This window comes from Microbacterium sp. (genome assembly GCF_035277845.1).
Taxonomy (GTDB): domain Bacteria; phylum Actinomycetota; class Actinomycetes; order Actinomycetales; family Microbacteriaceae; genus Microbacterium.
In genome coordinates this window covers 1-15,684 of sequence record NZ_DATEJS010000105.1, presented here as the reverse complement: position 1 = coordinate 15,684, position 15,684 = coordinate 1, and the positions used below count along the sequence as shown (strand labels likewise).

Below are 15,684 nucleotides of genomic sequence, written 5' to 3'. Positions count from 1 at the left end.
CTGGGGCACGGGGCTCTCGAGCCTCCAGCTGCAGGAGCTGGGGGCGGAGCTCGGCGCCGACGTGCCCTTCGCGCTCATGGGCGGCACCGCGATCGGCCTCGGACGCGGCGAGCAGCTGAGCCCGGCACTGGCACGCGGGCGGTTCGACTGGGTGATCGTGACCAGCGGCGACGGGCTCTCGACGCCGGAGATCTACCGCGAACTGGACGGCTACCGCGAAGTCCACCCGGAGTCTTTCCTCTGGGGCGGGCTGAGCCCGCAGGTGTTCCCGCCCGTGCTGAAGGCGCTCCGCACCGGAGACGCCCGGCTGCTGGCGGCCTCCGCGTCGAACGAGCTGCAGATCGCCGCGGTGCGCCGGCGTCCCCAGCTCAACGACGTGCTGCAGCTCGGCCACGACGAGGGGGCCCTGACCGGCCTCGTCTCCGGCTCCGGGCCGACGATCGCGTTCCTCGCGGAGGACGAGGCATCCGCGCTCGACCTGCAGATCGCGCTGAGCGCCGCGGGCCTGACCGCCCTGCACGTGCACGGGCCCGTGCACGGGGCGCGCGTGCTGTCCGTCTGACGCGTCATCACGACGCCAGACCGTTATCGTCCGTTCGGCCCGGATGTCGGAGGGGTGGGCTACGGTTGGGCAGGTGGCAGATGGCATCGAGTTCCGGGCGGTCGGCAAGCGATTCCCGGGCGGGGCGCAGGCTGTTCGGGACTTCAGTCTGACGATCCCCGCGCAGCAGACCACGGTGCTCGTGGGGTCCAGCGGATCGGGCAAGACCACCCTGCTGCGCATGATCAATCGCATGGTCGAGCCGACCTCCGGCGCCATCCTCATCGACGACGTCGACATCCGCGCCCGCAGCGCCGTCGCGCTCCGTCGCAGCATCGGGTACGTGATGCAGAACTCCGGGCTGCTGCCGCACCTGACGGTGCAGGACAACATCGCCACGGTTCCGGTGCTCACCGGAACACCGCGACGGGCCGCGCGCTCCCAGGCGCGCGAGCTGATGCACACCGTCGGCCTCGACGAGGCGCTCGCGACGCGCTATCCCAACCAGCTCTCCGGCGGCCAGCAGCAGCGCGTCGGGGTCGCGCGCGGCCTCGCCGCCGATCCCAACATCCTGCTGATGGACGAGCCGTTCGGCGCCGTCGACCCGATCGTGCGCGACGAGCTGCAGCAGGAGCTCCTGCGCATCCAGCGCGAGGTGTGCAAGACGATCGTGTTCGTGACGCACGACATCGACGAGGCGTTCCTGCTCGGCGACCAGGTCGTCATCCTCGAAGAACAGGCGCAGATCGCCCAGCGGGGCACGCCCGACGAGATCATCGAGGCGCCGGCCTCCGACTTCGTGTCGAGCTTCATCGGCGCCGTGCACGGGCGGCGGGCGCTGAGCCTGCGTGAGACGCCGCACGGCACGGTCGTCGTCGACGGCCGCGGACGCACCCAGGGATCGCTCGTCGACGACCAGCCGGTGGCGATGTGAACTGGGTCGGCCAGAACCTCGGCCTCATCGCACAGCTCTCGTTCGAGCACCTGCGCCAGAGCATCCCGCCGATCGTCCTGGGGCTCCTCCTCTCGATCCCGCTCGGCTGGCTGGCGTGGCGCTACCGACTGCTGCGCGAATCGCTGCTGGTGATCACCGGCATCCTCTACACGATCCCGTCGCTGGCGCTGCTCGCGATCCTGCCGGTGCTCCTCGGCATCAGCCCCCTCAGTGAGCTGAACCTCGTCGTGACGCTCACGCTGTACGCGATCGCGCTCATGACCCGCACCGTCGCCGATGGGCTGGACTCCGTCGACCCCGACGTGCGGCTCGCGGCCTCCGCGATGGGGTACGGGGCGGCGCGGCGGTTCTTCACCGTCGAGCTGCGCCTGGCCGGGCCGGTCATCCTCGCCGGGCTCCGCGTCACGGCGGCCAGCACGGTGGCCCTTGCCACCGTGGGCATCCTGATCGGGGTGCAGAACCTCGGCTATCTGTTCACGAACGGACTGCAGCGCGACATCTTCGCCGAGGTGTTCTCCGGCATCGTGGCCGTGGCGCTCATCGCGCTGATCATCGACCAGCTGCTGGTGCTGGCGGGGCGGCTCGCGATGCCGTGGCTGCGCACCGCGACCGGCGCGCGCGGGAGCACTCGTACGCGGATCGCGCTGGAGATGGGCTCGTGAACCTGTTCGGCCAGGCGTTCGCCTGGATCTTCGGCGGCGACAAGTCCGGGTTCGACGAGGTGCCGGTCGCGCTCGTCGTGCACATGGCGTTCACCTTCGGGTCGGTGCTGATCGCCGCACTCGTCGCGGTGCCGGCAGGCTGGGCGATCGGCCACACCGGGCGCTGGCGCAACGTCGCCGTGGGGGTCACCGGCGCAGCACGCGCGGTGCCGTCGTTCGGCCTGTTCATCCTGCTCGTGATCATCATGGGCGTCATCCACCAGACCGCTGCGGCGGTCGTGACGTTCGTCCTGCTGGCGCTGCCGTCGATCCTCGCCGGAGCGTACAGCGGATTCGAGGCGATCGACCGCCGAGTGGTCGACGCGGCGCGCGGCCTCGGCATGACCGAGTGGCAGATCCTGTGGCGCGTGGAGGTGCCGCTCGGGATGCCGCTGCTGGTGGCGGGGCTGCGCTCCGCCGTGCTGCAGGTCGTGGCCACGGTGACGATCGCGGCCTACGTCGGGCTCGGCGGCCTCGGCCAGTACATCATCGCCGGCATCCCGCTGCAGCGCATCGACATGGTGCTGGGCGGGGCGATCCTCGTCGCCGCGCTCGCGCTCCTGCTCGACATCCTCTTCGCCGTCCTGCAGCGCGCCGTCGTGCCGCGCGGAGCGCGGACGCCACGCACCACCACCTCCCGACGTGAACGACTCCCATTGGAAGGGGCAACACCATGAAGAACACCCGCACGCGACTGCTCGCCGTCGCCGCGACGGCGGCCGCCGTCGCCGTCGCGCTGGTCGGCTGCAGCTCGGGCAATCCGCTGTCGACCCCGAGCACGCCCGCCGCCTCGGGCGGCGGCGCATCGAACACCATCGTCGTCGGCTCGCAGTCCTACCCGTCGAACGAGATCATCGCGGAGGTGTACGCGCAGGCACTCGAGGCCAAAGGGTTGAAGGTCACGCGCAAGTTCGACATCGGGCAGCGGAACGCCTACATGCCCGCGATCAAGAGCGGAGAGGTGCAGCTGTTCCCGGAGTACACCGGCAACCTGCTGCAGTACTTCAACCCCAAGGCGACGGAGACCGACCCGCAGGGCGTGTACAACGCGCTGAAGACGGCTCTGCCGTCGAGCCTCACCGTGCTCGACATGGCCACCGCCGCCGACCAGGACTCGTACACCGTCACCAAGGCGTTCGCCGACAAGTGGCATCTGAAGTCCATCGCCGACCTCGCGAACGTCAAGGTGCCGCTGACGCTCGGCGGCAACGCCGAGCTCGCCGATCGCCCGTACGGTCCGAAAGGACTGAAGTCGACGTACGGCGTCACCTCGGGCTTCAAGGCGACGGGTGACACCACCGAGCAGGCGCTCGTGGCCGGCACGATCAACATCGCCGACATCTACACGTCCGACCCCAAGATCAAGACCGACAAGCTCGTCGTGCTGCAGGATCCCAAGGCGCTGATCCTGTCGTCGAACATCGTGCCGCTCGTGAACAAGAGCGTCGCCGGCAAGGTCTCGACCGTGATCGACGCCGTGCAGGCCAAGCTCACGCCGGACGTGCTCGTGGAGTGGAACGTCGAGAACACCGTCGACCAGCAGTCGGCGGCGCAGATCGCGACCAAGTGGCTGAAGGACCAGGGTCTGGACTGAGCCGCATCATCCGCAGAGGGCCGGTGCGCCACGAACGCACCGGCCCTCTCGGCGTTGTCAGCCGAGCTGCTCGGTGAGCTCGAACCAGCGCAGCTCCAGCTCCTCGACCTCGGACTCGCGGGCCGAGATCTCGGCCATCCGCTCACCGAGACCGACGTAGTCGGACTGGTCGTGGTCGACGAGCGCGTGCTTGTGGGCGTCGATGTCCTGGGCCAGCTTCTGCATCCGGCGCTCCAGCGCCGACAGCTCCTTCTCCGCGGCCCGGCGATCGGATCCGGCGAGCCCGGGAGCCGCGGCTGGGGCGGATGCCGCAGCCGCGGAACCGGCGGCCTTCGCGGGCCCGGCGTCCCGCTGGGCCGCCCGCAGTCGCAGGTACTCGTCGATGCCGCCCGGCAGGTGCCGAAGGTGCCCGTCCATCACGGCGTACTGCTGGTCGGTGACGCGCTCGAGGAAGTACCGGTCGTGGGAGACGACGAGAAGCGTCCCGGGCCACGAGTCCAGCAGCTCCTCGAGCGCGGTGAGCATGTCGGTGTCGAGGTCGTTGGTGGGCTCGTCGAGGATCAGCACGTTGGGCTGGGTGAGCAGCACCAGCAGAAGCTGCAGCCGACGCTGCTGTCCGCCGGACAGGTCCTTGACCGGGGTGGACAGCTGCGCGCTCGAGAACCCCATCCGCTCGAGCAGCTGGCCCGGGGTGAGCTCCTGCGCCTTGGAGCCCGCGCCGAACGTGTACGTCGTCCGGAGCCGTTCGAGCACGAGCCGCACGGGGGAGTCGAGGTGCTCGTCGAGTTCGCCCATGCGCTGGGTGAGCGTCGCGACCTGCACGGTCTTGCCGCGCTTGACCCGGCCGGAGTCGGGTGTCACCGACCCGTCGACGAGCCCGAGCAGGGTGGATTTTCCGGCGCCGTTGACGCCCAGGATGCCGGTGCGCTCACCGGGCGCGATGCGCCACTCGACGTCCTTCAGGAAGGGCTCGCCGTCATAGACGACCCCCGCATCGAGCAGGTCGACCACATCCTTGCCCAGCCGCGCGACCGCGAGGGACTGCAGCGCCACCGGGTCGCGCAGTTCGGGCACGTCGGCGATGAGCGCGTTGGCGGCATCGATGCGGAACTTCGGCTTGGACGTGCGCGCCGGTGCGCCGCGACGGAGCCACGCGAGCTCGCGGCGTGCCAGGTTCTGCCGGCGCGACTCGATGGCCGCCGCCTGGCGGTCGCGCTCCACGCGCTGCAGGATGTATGCCGCGTAGCCGCCCTCGAACGGCTCCACGATGCGGTCGTGCACCTCCCACGTCGCGGTGCAGACCTCGTCGAGGAACCAGCGGTCGTGCGTGACCACCATGAGCGCGCCGGAGTTCGCGGCCCAGCGGTTCTTCACATGGCCGGCGAGCCACGCGATCGCCTCGACGTCGAGGTGGTTGGTCGGCTCGTCGAGGGCGAGCACGTCCCAGTCGCCGCTGAGCAGCGCGGCCAGGGCGACGCGGCGGCGCTGCCCGCCCGAGAGTGTGCCGATCACGGCATCCCAGGCGACGCTGCCGAGAAGTCCCGCGATCACATCGCGGATGCGGGCGTTTCCGGCCCACTCGTGCTCCGGCACGTCGCCGACGACCGCGTGGCCGACCGTCTCGTCGTCGCTCAGCATGTCGTGCTGTTCGAGCACGCCGATGGTCACCCCGCGGCGCATGGTCACCCGGCCGCCATCGGGCTCGCGGGTGCCGGCGAGCATCGCCATGAGCGAGGACTTGCCGTCGCCGTTGCGGCCGACGATGCCGATCCGGTCGCCTTCGTCGACGCCGAGGCTGACGGAGTCGAAGACGACCTTGGTGGGGTATTCGAGGTGCAGCGCCTCCGCGCCGAGAAGATGTGCCATGTCCCGTCAAGCGTAGTTCGCCGCGCGGGCGCGTGACGTCGGCGTCAGCGGCGCCGCGCGGGATCCGGGGCGCCGGAATCGATGTCGGCCGGCCACGTCCCGGCATCGGCCGACTCGACGCCGGCGGCCGCGGCGAACGAGTCGATGATCGCCATCGCCCCGCGCTCGAACGACTCGCGCGCAACGCCCGTCCTCGTGTACGAGTGCGCGTCGCCCGCGCGCTCGAGCTGCACGGAGGTGAGGGTCGGCGCGGCCTGCTCGAACCCGGTGGTGTCGAAGATGTCGTCGGGGGCGCTCAGGTCGTAGGCGGACCCGTAGACGAAGCTCTCCAGCGCGACGACGAGGGGGAGCACCCGATCGCGCGGCCAGCCGACGTCGACGAGGGCGGCCACGACCACCTCGTACATGTCGAGGGTCTCGGGAGCCCCCGTCACCGGCATCGTGGCGATCGCCTGGATGAGCGGGGTGTGCCCGGCCATGAGGTCGCGGTATCCGGTGACCCACGCGAGCAGCGCGTGACGCCACGCATGCGGGCCCTCGGCCCCGGCCGCCACCGCACGTCGCACGGTCCACAGCTCACTGACGTCGATGCTCGCCATCAGCCGGTCCTGCACCCACCGCATGATCTCCTGCTTCGAGCGCGCATGGTTGTACATCGCGCTCGGCGACACGCGCAGGTGCTTCGCGAGGGAGGCGATCGTGAGCGAGTCGTATCCCTTCGCATGCACGATGGCGAGGGCGGCGTCGGTGATGCCGTCGCGCGTCAGGATGCGGGTGGCGGGCCTGCCGGCGCGGCGGTGGGGGAGCGACGTCTCGGGCATCGTGCTCGTTCCGCCTCCTCGCCGCGACTGGGACCGGGTCGTGTCGATCGGTGCCCGCGTCGTCACATCGTAGCGGGATGCCGCCGCCGGGCAGGCTCGACGACCCGCGTCCTTGGCGGGCTCATCGGTGTCCGCTACACTAAATGAACGGCATTTATTTTATGTCGGGATCGCAGGAGATCCCCGGAACAAGGAGTTCACAAATGCAGACCATCGAGCGCGACGTCGTCATCATCGGCGCCGGTCCCTCGGGCCTCAACGCGGCACGTCGGCTGACGAAGGCCGGCAAGTCGGTGGCGGTGCTCGAAGCCCGCGACCGCGTCGGCGGCCGCACCTGGAGCGACGTCCGCGACGGCGGCTGGTTCGAGATCGGCGGCCAGTGGATCTCGCCCGACCAGACCGCGCTGCTCGGGCTCGTCGAGGAGCTGGGCAAGGAGACGTACTCGCGCTACCGCGACGGCGATTCGATCTACGTCGGCGCCGACGGCTCGACGACGCGCTTCGCGAGCGACCTGCCGGTGAGCGCCGAGACCAACGCCGAGATCGATCGGATCGCGGCGATCCTCGACGGGTATGCGGCGGAGATCGGCGCGACCGAGCCCTGGGCGCACGCCAAGGCGGAGGAACTCGACAAGATCTCGTTCATCGAGTGGCTCCACCAGCAGAGCGACGATGACGAGGCCGTGGAGAACATCGCCATGTGGATCGCGGGCGGCATGCTCACGAAGCCCTCGTACGCGTTCTCGACCCTCCAGGCCGTGCTGATGTCGGCATCCGCGGGGTCGTTCTCGAACCTCCTCGACGACCACTTCATCCTCGACAAGCGCGTCGTCGGCGGGATGCAGTCGGTGTCCATCGCGATCGCCGAGCAGCTCGGCGACGACGTCGTCTTCCTGAACAGCCCTGTGCGAACCCTGGAGTGGACCGACAACGGTGCGGGCGCGCCCGCCGCGGTCACCGCGATCGCCGACGGCATCACGGTGCGCGCGCAGCACGCGATCGTCGCGGTCCCGCCGAACCTGTACCACCGCATCTCGTACGACCCGCCACTGCCGCGCATGCAGATGGTCGCGCACCAGCACGTCTCGATGGGCCTCGTCATCAAGGTGCACGCGACCTACGCGACCCCGTTCTGGCGCGACAAGGGTCTCGCCGGTACGGTCTACGACCACGCCGGTCTCGTGCAGGAGGTCTACGACAACACGAACCACGGCGAGAAGCGCGGCACGCTCGTCGGCTTCATCTCCGACATCAAGGCCGAGAAGATGTGGGGCCTCGGCGAGGAGGAGCGCAAGCGCGCGGTCCTCGAGGGCATCGCGAAGTCGCTCGGCGACGAGGCGCTCGAGCCGGAGTCGTTCTACCTCTCGGACTGGGGCAACGAGGAGTGGACGCGCGGCGCCTACGCCACCAGCTACGACCTGGGCGGCCTGCACCGCTGGGGCGCCCTGCAGAACCAGCCCGTCGGCCCGATCTTCTTCGCCTCGAGCGACATCGCCGGCGAGGGCTACCAGCACGTCGACGGCGCCGTCCGCATCGGCACGGCGACGGCCGAGCGCATCCTCGACGCCGTCGAGGCCTGATCGCACGGTGTGCTCCGCGGTCGTCCGATCGCGGAGCACACCGCGCGCCCGGCTACGGGTGCGCGGCGGTCGCTTCGCGTGGCTCCCGGTCCAGCCTGATCAGGCACACGTCCGGCTCGACGAACGGCAGCAGCTGCACCGGCCGGTGCGGCTCGGCCGCCGCGACCAGCCTTTCGACCAGTCCCCGGTGGACCGCGCACACCACCTCGGGATGTGCCTGAGCGGCCTCCCGGAACGGGCATGCCGACAGGCGGATGCCGTCGGGAACCCGCTCGGGGGCGAAGCCGAGCGCATCGAGCTCCTCCACAAGCCGCGCACCGGCATCAGTGCCGGCCTCGGGCATCCGGGCGGACAGCGCGTCGGCCCAGCGTCGACCGGCCCGCAGGGATTCGGCCGGGGCATCCGCGTCCCTGGCGAGCGCCGCGACCAGCACGGCGATGAGCTGCTCCCGGCTGCGGTCGCCGCGGGTGCCGGCGGCGGGTGAGAACAGCATGCGCGGGCGCCCGCGCCGTCCGGTCGAGTCCGGACGACGCTGCGCGAGTCCTGATCGGGCGAGATGGTCGAGGTGGAAGCGCGCGGTCGTGACGTGCACGCCCAGCCGCCCGGCGACGTCGGCGGCATCCAGCGCGGCGCCGGCCTCGAGCAGCACGTCCAGCACCTGCTCGCGCGGGGTGCGTTCCACCGGGCCGGCGGAGGTCATGGTGCGGCCTGCCCGGGGAGGGACGTGTCGATTCCGATCTGCTGCGCCCGGTCGCGGGACAGGATGGTGTCGTAGACGGTCCCGGTGCGGCCGTCGAGCCGGCGGCCGATGGAGCCGGCGATGCGCCGCGCCTGCACCTTGGCCCGCTCGGCGACGGGGCCGGCGAAGCGTGCGTCCACCGTCTCGACCCAGAGCGCGAGCCAGCGGTCGAAGTGCTCGGCTTTCAGCGGATGCCGCGCGTGCAGGGCCGCGTGCAGCTGCAGTGCGTTGCGCCGGTAGAGCACGACGTCGAACAGCACGGTCTCCCAGAAGTCGCACATGATCGGCAGATGGTGGTCGAGGTCCATGCGCGCGACGTCGGTGAAGATCGGCCCGATCAGCGGGTCGTCGAAGGCGGCGCGGTAGAAGGCCGTCACGAGCTCCGCGACGTCCGCGCGATCCCGGAGGTCTGCAGGCACGTCATCAGCCTAGTGAATTGACCGGATGCTGGTACGTTCAAATCATGGTCTCGCCCTTGATCTTCCACATCGCGATCACCGACGACTGGGACATGAGCGAGATGGCCGGCGAGTACAGCGCCGCCACCCGCGGGGTGGCATACGAGCCCGGTGGTCACATCCGCGCGACGACCGCGGCGGGCATCCAGGCGGTGCTCGACGACCGCTACGCCGACCTCCATCTGCCGCTCACGCTCGTCGCGCTCGACCCGGACCGGCTCGCGGCTGAGGGCGTGCCTGTCGAGCAGGATGCCGACGGCGCCGCCCGGATCCGCGGGGAGATCCCGCGCGACGACTCCGGCGTCGTCGTCAGCGCGACCGCCCTCGAACGCATCGACGGACGCTGGATCGCGCCCGGACCCGACGCCGCACCGGCCGGTGCCTCGGCGGGCGCACCGTCGGCCGGCGCGGAACCGGAGACCGGCGATCCGCACCTCGTGATCGAACCCGAGACGCTGTACATCGGCACCCCGGCGTTCCTCATCGCGACGACCGACCCGGATGGTGCGGTCAACCTCGCCCCGGCGTCGTCGTACTGGGCGCTCGGCCGGATGCTGGTGCTCGGCATCGAGACCGAGGGCAAGACGGCGGACAACCTGCTCGCCGGCAGCGATGTGACCGTCAGCATCCCGTCCCCGGGGCTCTGGCCGGCACTCGTGCGGCTCTCCACCCTCACCGGCCGCGACCCGGTTCCCGAGGCCAAGGCGCACCGGTACCGGTACGAGCCGGACAAGTTCGGCGCCGCGCAGCTGACCGCGCAGGCCTCGGAACTCGTCGCCCCGCCCCGGGTGCGGGAGTGCCTGCTGCAGTTCGAGGCCCGCACGCGGCGCCTCACGCCGGCGGTGGACGGCGGATACCTCATGGTCGAGGCGGAGGTCGTGCGCGTGCACGCCGCGCAATCCGTCGTCCGCGAGGACAGGCACGGGCACCTGCAGGTCGACCCCGCGCGGTGGCATCCGATCGTCTACGCGTTCCGCCACTTCTTCGACCGCGGCGACGAGGTGGGCTGGCTGGCGTCGAGCCGCACCGCGTCGCACGCCCCGGTCATCGACTGACGTGGTCGTGGCCGGCCTGGTCGTGGCCGGCGTGGTCGTGGCCGGGGATGCAGTGGTCCATCGCCGTGCGCGGGGCGTCGAGCGACGGGTTCCTGTCGAAGAACCCGAACGGCTTCAACCAGAACGAGATCGTGTCCGCCGGCATGATCGGCCAGTCCTCCACGCGCGTGATGTGGTGGATGCCGAAGTTGTACCAGAGCACCACGTCCTCGTCCACGAGGTTCTCGTCGTCGGCGATCCACGCCGTCATGCCGTTGTGCAGATCGTCGACCGCCTGCGTCGGGTAGTCGCCCGCCGGCCAGAACTGGTCGTCGTGGTGCTTCGTGACCCACAGCGTCTTGCCGATGACCGGGTTGCGCCTGAGGATGGGCGACGACTCGTCGAACATCGACGGGAAGGATGCCGTCGGCACGAGCTTGTACGCGACCGGCGTGCCCCAGGCGTTGAGCTTCCCGGGGTTCTGCACCTTCCACGTGCGCTGCTTCTCCCAGCTGTACATGCGGCCCGCCTGCGACTCCCGCTCGACGACCGTCGCCTGCGTGTGCAGATCGAGGCCGTACGGGTTGCTGTCGCTGATCGGCGCCGGCATCGAGTCGGACTCGACGACGGTGTTCGCGTCGCCGTCGACGTCGAGGTCGAGGCGCGCGATCAGGAAGTGCTGGTGGAACGGCGCGTACGTGCGCTGGTCGATCGTGGTGCCGGTGGGCATCGAGTCGCCGTCGTGCGCCATCGGCGTCGACACCATGATCCCGGTCGCGCGCACCTCGCATTCGATGTTGCCGTCCTGGTAGAAGCGCCAGTAGATCAGGTACTCGTAGTTCGCGACGGTGGCGTGTGCGGAGACGACGAACCGGCGCTGACGGCGCACCTCGGCGCCCTGATCCGGGTCGACGTGCTTCCACAGCACGGCATTGTCCTCCTCGTGCAGGCAGACCGCGTTCTTGATCGTCCACGGCTGTCCGGCGGTGTCCGGCAGCGTGGCGTCGAGGTAGGTGATCTCGCCGAGGCAGTCGCAGCCGAGCTCGAGCGAGGTGCACATGTAGCCGAGGCCCCATTCGCCGATGTCGAAGGCGGTGCGCCGGTAGTGGTCGAAGCTCGAGTCGCGGTACGGCACGATCATCTCCGCGAACGACAGGCGGTACGCGATGTCGCGCGTGCGGCCGTCGTCGTCGAACGCGACCTGGTAGATGACCGGGCCCTCGCGGTAGTTGAAGCCCACCCGGAACGTCCAGCGGTCCCACGTGATCGTGCTGCCGTCCACGCCGAATGAGACGCCCTCGGGCTGCACGATCTCGAGCGGCTTGATCGCCGTGCTCATCGGCGTGCCGCGCACCTCGGGCACGTACTCGGCGTCCACCTCCGGGAAGCCGTAGTCGTGGTGGTCCTCGATCTCGAGCACCTCGAGCGTGTTCATGTCGACGATGATCTTCAGCCCGCTGACGGGGTGTGCGTACGGGTTGCCGTCCTTCGACGCCCGCCGCCACAGGTCGACCCAGCCGAGGCGTCGGTCGCGCCATCGATCGGGGAGCACGGCGCCGCCGTACGTCCACACGTCGAAGAGCACGAGGTCGAGGTCGGTGATGCCGCGCGCCTCGAGAGCGGCGCGCACCTGGGCGTTCTCCTTCATCGCATGGTCGCAGTCGTGATACTCGTCGAGCGTGAAGTTCGGGGTCACGCCGGGGATGTGCTCCCACGACTCGACCGTCCCGTCGGTGAGGTCGACGATCGCCTCGTGCACCTCGTTGGTCTGCTTCTTCCACAGCACCGACAGCGAGCGCCGCACGACCGGATCGCCCTCGCGCCAGGCCTTGACCTCGACCTTGGGCGGCTCCTTGAGGATGATCGAGGCGTAGCGCCAGCCGGCATCCACGCCCTTCTGCTCGGCGAGGATCGCGGCGGTGCGCGAGAACTCCTCGGCGCTCAGGGAATCAAGCGGGTGTGCACCCATTCTCAGCTCCTCGGTTGTGCGGGCTGCATCGGTCGCAGTGTGACCACTCTGGCACGACGGCTCGCGCCCGCACAGGTGTAGGCGGCCGCGGATCCGCGGGAGTGACGCGCGGCCCGCGCGCGGCGCCTCGTCAGCCGTCGAAGCCCAGGCTGAGCTTGCGCAGCAGCACCGCCAGCCGGTCGCGATCGACCCGCGACAGCCGGGCGAGCAGCGTCTGCTCGGCGTCCACCAGGCGGGTGATGGCGGCATCCACCCGGATCCGCCCCTCGGGGGTCATGGTGACGAGGATGCTGCGCCCGTCGGCCGGGTCCGCTTCGCGCCGCACCAGCCGGCGTCCGACGAGGCGGTCGATGCGATTGGTCATGGTGCCGCTCGAGACGAGGGTCTGCTGCAGCAGCTGCTTGGGGCTCAGCTGGAAGGGCTCGCCGGCGCGCCGGAGTGCGGAGAGCACGTCCCACTCCCACGGCTCGAGCTCGCTGCGCCGGAACGCGGCGCGTCGCGCGAGATCGAGGTGGCGGGAGAGCCGGTCGACCCGCGACAGCACCTGCAGGGGCGAGAAGTCCAGGTCGGGGCGCTGGGTCATCCACGCCTCCACGATGCGGTCGACTTCGTCGCTCTCGGATGTCACGCCTTCATTATCGCCCGGGGCGGTCTGGCAGACTGGGACGACGTGGCTGCCACCCGGCGGCGACGGTCCGCCGTGGTGTAATGGCAGCACGACAGCCTTTGGAGCTGTGAGGTTCAGGTTCGAGTCCTGGCGGCGGAGCATGAGCCCCGTAACAGAGGACCCCCAGCTCGCCGTCGTGATCCTGGCCGCGGGCCAGGGCACGCGCATGAAGTCGCGCACCCCCAAGGTGCTGCACCCGATCGGCGGCCGTCCGCTCGTCGGCCACGTGCTCGACACCGCCCGCAGCCTCGCCCCCGCGCACACCCTCGTGGTCGTGCGGCACGAGCGGGATCTGGTCGCCGCCGCCGTGACCGAACTGGCCCCCGAGGCGATCGTCGTCGACCAGGACGACATCCCCGGCACGGGTCGTGCCGTTCAGGTCGCCCTCGACCGCCTCGGGGACTTCACCGGCAACGTCCTGGTCCTCTCCGCCGACTGCCCGCTCGCCGACGGTGCGACGCTGTCCGCGTTCGTGGCCGCACACCGAGCCGAGGGTGCGGCGGAGACCCTCATGACCGCCGTGGTGGACGACCCCACCGGCTACGGGCGCATCATCCGCGGTGCGGACGGGTCGGTGGTGCGGATCGTCGAGCAGAAGGACGCCTCGGACGACGAACGTGCGGTGAACGAGATCAACGCGGGCATGTACGTGTTCCGGGCCGATGTGCTGCGCACCTACCTTCCGCAGGTGGGCACCGACAACGCGCAGCAGGAGAAGTACCTCACCGACGTGGCGGGGCTGCTGCGCGACGCGGGCGAGCGGGTCGCGGCATCCGTCGTCGACGACGTGACCGTCACCTATGGAGTCAACGACCGGGCGCAGCTGGCGGAGGTCGGCCGCCTGCTCAACGTGCGGACGGTGCGCCGCTGGCAGCTCGCCGGCGTCACCGTGCAGGATCCGGCATCCACCTGGATCGACGTCACCGCGGACCTGGCGCCGGATGTCACGCTGCTGCCGAACACGCATATCCTCCGCGCCACGACCGTGGCCTCCGGCGCCGTGATCGGCCCGGACACGAGCCTCGTGGACTGCGAGGTGGGGGAGGATGCCACGGTGCGCCGCACCGACGCGACCCTCGCGGTGATCGGCGCCGCGGCGACCGTCGGTCCGTTCTCGTACCTGCGTCCGGGCACCGTGCTCGGCGCGCGCGGCAAGATCGGCACGTTCGTCGAGACCAAGAACTCGACCATCGGCGAGGCCAGCAAGGTGCCGCACCTGTCGTACATCGGCGACACCACGATCGGCACCGGGGTGAACCTCGGCGCCGGGGCCATCACCGCCAACTACGACGACATCACCAAGCACCGCACCGTCATCGGCGACGAGGTGCACACCGGCTCGCACAACGTCCTGGTGGCGCCCGTTAGGATCGGAGACGGTGCGAAGACCGGGGCCGGAGCGGTCATCCGCAAGGATGTTCCCGCCGGGGCCCTGGCGCTGAGCGTCGCGCCCCAGCGCAACATCGAGGGCTGGGTTGAGAAGAACCGACCGGGAACGGCTGCCGCGGACGCCGCAGCGCGCGCCCGGCCTGCACAGAAGGCGGACGATGGCTCGCAAGGGTAAGCACAGGCTCGTCGACCTCGACCGGGCGAACGACATCGCGCCGGGTCTCGAGGTGAAGACGCGCAAGCGTCTGGTGGTCGTTTCGGGCAGCTCCCATCCCGAGCTCGCGCGTCAGGTGGCGGAGCAGATCGGCACCGAGCTCGCCCCCACCGAGCACCGCGTCTTCGCGTCCGGAGAACTGTACGCCCGGTTCGAGGTGTCGGTGCGCGGCTGCGACGTGTTCGTCGTGCAGTCCTTCCGCGGATCGGTGAACCAGCAGCTGATGGAGCTGCTCATCATGCTCGACGCGCTCAAGCGCGCCTCGGCGAAGCGCATCACCGTGGTGGTGCCGTACTTCCCCTACTCGCGTCAGGACAAGAAGGGCCGCGGCCGCGAGCCGATCAGCGCCCGCCTCGTCTCCGACCTGCTCGCCACGGCAGGCGCCGACCGCGTCATGTCCGTCGATCTGCACGCCGCACAGATCCAGGGCTTCTTCGACGGACCGGTCGACCACCTCTTCGCCAAGCCGGTGCTCCTCGAGCACTTCGAGGCCACGCTCAGCGCCGAGGACCGCGAGAAGCTCACGATCGTCTCGCCCGACATGGGCCGCGTCCGCGTCGCGGACACCTGGAGCGACAGCCTGGATGCGCCGCTCGCGATCATCCACAAGCGCCGCGACCCCACCGTCGCCAACCAGGTCTCCGTGCACGAGATCGTCGGACGCGTGCGCGGGCGGGTGTGCCTGCTCGTCGACGACATGATCGACACGGGCGGCACCATCGTCAAGGCGGCGCAGGCTCTCAAGGACAACGGCGCCGAGCGGGTGATCGTGGCCGCCACGCACGCGGTCTTCTCCGACCCCGCCACCGACCGGCTGCAGGACGCCTCGATCGACGAGGTGGTCGTCACCGACACGGTCCCGCTTCCCGTCGGCAAGCACTTCCCGGGACTCACCGTCCTGCCGATCGCACCGCTGCTGGCGCGGGCGATCCACGAGGTGTTCGAGGACGGCTCCGTCACCAGCATGTTCGACGGAGCGGCGTAACTCCCGGCATCCGCTCACAGCCGCAGCAGAGCTTCCGGCAGGTCCCGCGTCGTAGGCTGACGCGGGACCTCCGTCTTTCCGTGCGGATGCCCCGAGCCTTCGCCCCGAGGAGAACCGTATGACCCGCACCGCCGGCATGCCGCGCGCCGCCCGCCTCGCCGTCGCCCTCGC

14 protein-coding genes, 1 tRNA gene and 1 pseudogene are annotated in these 15,684 nt (G+C 70.4%); 10 read left to right on the top strand and 6 right to left on the bottom strand.

Translation table 11 applies throughout. From position 1 onward, the window contains the following. The 5 genes and pseudogenes from VJR25_RS04545 to VJR25_RS04525 all read left to right on the top strand — a co-directional run. Positions 1–562: pseudogene (locus tag VJR25_RS04545) on the top strand (4-(cytidine 5'-diphospho)-2-C-methyl-D-erythritol kinase); the annotation flags it as partial. 73 nt (positions 563–635) lie between these two features. Continuing rightward, entirely contained in the window at positions 636–1,475 is an 840-nt protein-coding gene (locus tag VJR25_RS04540; protein ID WP_324112973.1) for an ABC transporter ATP-binding protein, read from the top strand. After that, positions 1,472–2,158: an ABC transporter permease gene (locus VJR25_RS04535; RefSeq protein ID WP_324112970.1), complete on the top strand. Its 687-nt coding sequence runs from the start codon at positions 1,472–1,474 to the stop codon at positions 2,156–2,158. Before VJR25_RS04540 ends, VJR25_RS04535 begins: the two co-directional genes overlap by 4 nt. Further along, entirely contained in the window at positions 2,155–2,874 is a 720-nt protein-coding gene (locus tag VJR25_RS04530; RefSeq protein WP_324112968.1) for an ABC transporter permease, read from the top strand. The genes VJR25_RS04535 and VJR25_RS04530 overlap by 4 nt, the downstream gene beginning before the upstream one ends. Then, on the top strand, positions 2,871–3,791 hold the full coding sequence (locus VJR25_RS04525; protein WP_324112966.1) for an ABC transporter substrate-binding protein: 921 nt from the start codon (positions 2,871–2,873) through the stop codon (positions 3,789–3,791). Before VJR25_RS04530 ends, VJR25_RS04525 begins: the two co-directional genes overlap by 4 nt. A 57-nt stretch (positions 3,792–3,848) precedes the next feature. Here VJR25_RS04525 and VJR25_RS04520 read toward each other — a convergent pair whose 3' ends face one another. Both VJR25_RS04520 and VJR25_RS04515 read right to left on the bottom strand, forming a co-directional pair. Beyond that, positions 3,849–5,657, bottom strand: a complete 1,809-nt coding sequence (locus VJR25_RS04520) for an ABC-F family ATP-binding cassette domain-containing protein (protein ID WP_324112964.1) — start codon at positions 5,655–5,657, stop codon at positions 3,849–3,851. A 44-nt stretch (positions 5,658–5,701) separates the two neighbouring features. Then, a complete protein-coding gene (locus VJR25_RS04515) occupies positions 5,702–6,478 on the bottom strand; it encodes a TetR/AcrR family transcriptional regulator (RefSeq protein WP_324112962.1) in 777 nt (258 codons plus the stop codon). A gap of 203 nt (positions 6,479–6,681) precedes the next feature. On the opposite strand from VJR25_RS04515, the gene VJR25_RS04510 reads away from it, so the two are divergent. Next, positions 6,682–8,058: an NAD(P)/FAD-dependent oxidoreductase gene (locus VJR25_RS04510; RefSeq protein WP_324112960.1), complete on the top strand. Its 1,377-nt coding sequence runs from the start codon at positions 6,682–6,684 to the stop codon at positions 8,056–8,058. Positions 8,059–8,110: 52 nt separating this feature from the next. On the opposite strand, the gene VJR25_RS04505 is transcribed toward VJR25_RS04510, so the two are convergent. Next, on the bottom strand, positions 8,111–8,758 hold the full coding sequence (locus tag VJR25_RS04505; protein ID WP_324112958.1) for a hypothetical protein: 648 nt from the start codon (positions 8,756–8,758) through the stop codon (positions 8,111–8,113). Continuing rightward, positions 8,755–9,216, bottom strand: coding sequence for a group III truncated hemoglobin (locus VJR25_RS04500; protein ID WP_324112956.1), 462 nt, complete (start codon positions 9,214–9,216; stop codon positions 8,755–8,757). Before VJR25_RS04500 ends, VJR25_RS04505 begins: the two co-directional genes overlap by 4 nt. A gap of 44 nt (positions 9,217–9,260) precedes the next feature. Here VJR25_RS04500 and VJR25_RS04495 point away from each other — a divergent pair, with 44 nt between their 5' ends. Further along, positions 9,261–10,310 (top strand): flavin reductase family protein, encoded by a 1,050-nt coding sequence (locus VJR25_RS04495; RefSeq protein WP_324112954.1) that lies wholly within the window; start codon positions 9,261–9,263, stop codon positions 10,308–10,310. Here the strand turns inward: VJR25_RS04495 and VJR25_RS04490 are convergent. Together VJR25_RS04490 and VJR25_RS04485 are read right to left on the bottom strand one after the other, a co-directional pair. Further along, positions 10,300–12,507 carry a primary-amine oxidase gene (locus VJR25_RS04490; protein ID WP_324112952.1) on the bottom strand — a complete coding sequence of 736 codons (2,208 nt, stop codon included), beginning with the start codon at positions 12,505–12,507 and terminating at the stop codon, positions 10,300–10,302. The genes VJR25_RS04495 and VJR25_RS04490 overlap by 11 nt on opposite strands. Beyond that, the gene (locus VJR25_RS04485; protein WP_324112950.1) at positions 12,389–12,886 is read right to left on the bottom strand and encodes a MarR family winged helix-turn-helix transcriptional regulator; all 498 of its coding nucleotides are present in this window, start codon (positions 12,884–12,886) and stop codon (positions 12,389–12,391) included. Before VJR25_RS04485 ends, VJR25_RS04490 begins: the two co-directional genes overlap by 119 nt. 66 nt (positions 12,887–12,952) lie before the next feature. On the opposite strand from VJR25_RS04485, the gene VJR25_RS04480 reads away from it, so the two are divergent. The 3 genes from VJR25_RS04480 (at position 12,953) to VJR25_RS04470 (ending at position 15,513) form a co-directional block, all read left to right on the top strand. Continuing rightward, a tRNA-Gln gene (locus VJR25_RS04480) sits at positions 12,953–13,024 on the top strand. 1 nt (position 13,025) lies between these two features. Further along, a complete protein-coding gene (gene glmU / locus VJR25_RS04475; RefSeq protein WP_324112948.1) occupies positions 13,026–14,489 on the top strand; it encodes a bifunctional UDP-N-acetylglucosamine diphosphorylase/glucosamine-1-phosphate N-acetyltransferase GlmU in 1,464 nt (487 codons plus the stop codon). After that, entirely contained in the window at positions 14,473–15,513 is a 1,041-nt protein-coding gene (locus VJR25_RS04470) for a ribose-phosphate diphosphokinase (RefSeq protein ID WP_324112946.1), read from the top strand. Before glmU ends, VJR25_RS04470 begins: the two co-directional genes overlap by 17 nt. The last annotated feature ends 171 nt before the right edge of the window (positions 15,514–15,684 follow it).

Excerpts from the sequence above, each read along its gene's own strand:
- VJR25_RS04525 (WP_324112966.1), top strand. The coding sequence starts at position 2,871 with ATGAAGAACACCCGCACGCGACTGCTCGCCGTCGCCGCGACGGCGGCC.
- VJR25_RS04520 (WP_324112964.1), bottom strand. The coding sequence starts at position 5,657 with ATGGCACATCTTCTCGGCGCGGAGGCGCTGCACCTCGAATACCCCACC.
- VJR25_RS04515 (WP_324112962.1), bottom strand. The coding sequence starts at position 6,478 with ATGCCCGAGACGTCGCTCCCCCACCGCCGCGCCGGCAGGCCCGCCACC.
- VJR25_RS04510 (WP_324112960.1), top strand. The coding sequence starts at position 6,682 with ATGCAGACCATCGAGCGCGACGTCGTCATCATCGGCGCCGGTCCCTCG.
- VJR25_RS04505 (WP_324112958.1), bottom strand. The coding sequence starts at position 8,758 with ATGACCTCCGCCGGCCCGGTGGAACGCACCCCGCGCGAGCAGGTGCTG.
- VJR25_RS04495 (WP_324112954.1), top strand. The coding sequence starts at position 9,261 with ATGGTCTCGCCCTTGATCTTCCACATCGCGATCACCGACGACTGGGAC.
- VJR25_RS04490 (WP_324112952.1), bottom strand. The coding sequence starts at position 12,507 with ATGCCGCCATCACCCGCCTGGTGGACGCCGAGCAGACGCTGCTCGCCC.
- glmU (WP_324112948.1), top strand. The coding sequence starts at position 13,026 with ATGAGCCCCGTAACAGAGGACCCCCAGCTCGCCGTCGTGATCCTGGCC.
- VJR25_RS04470 (WP_324112946.1), top strand. The coding sequence starts at position 14,473 with ATGGCTCGCAAGGGTAAGCACAGGCTCGTCGACCTCGACCGGGCGAAC.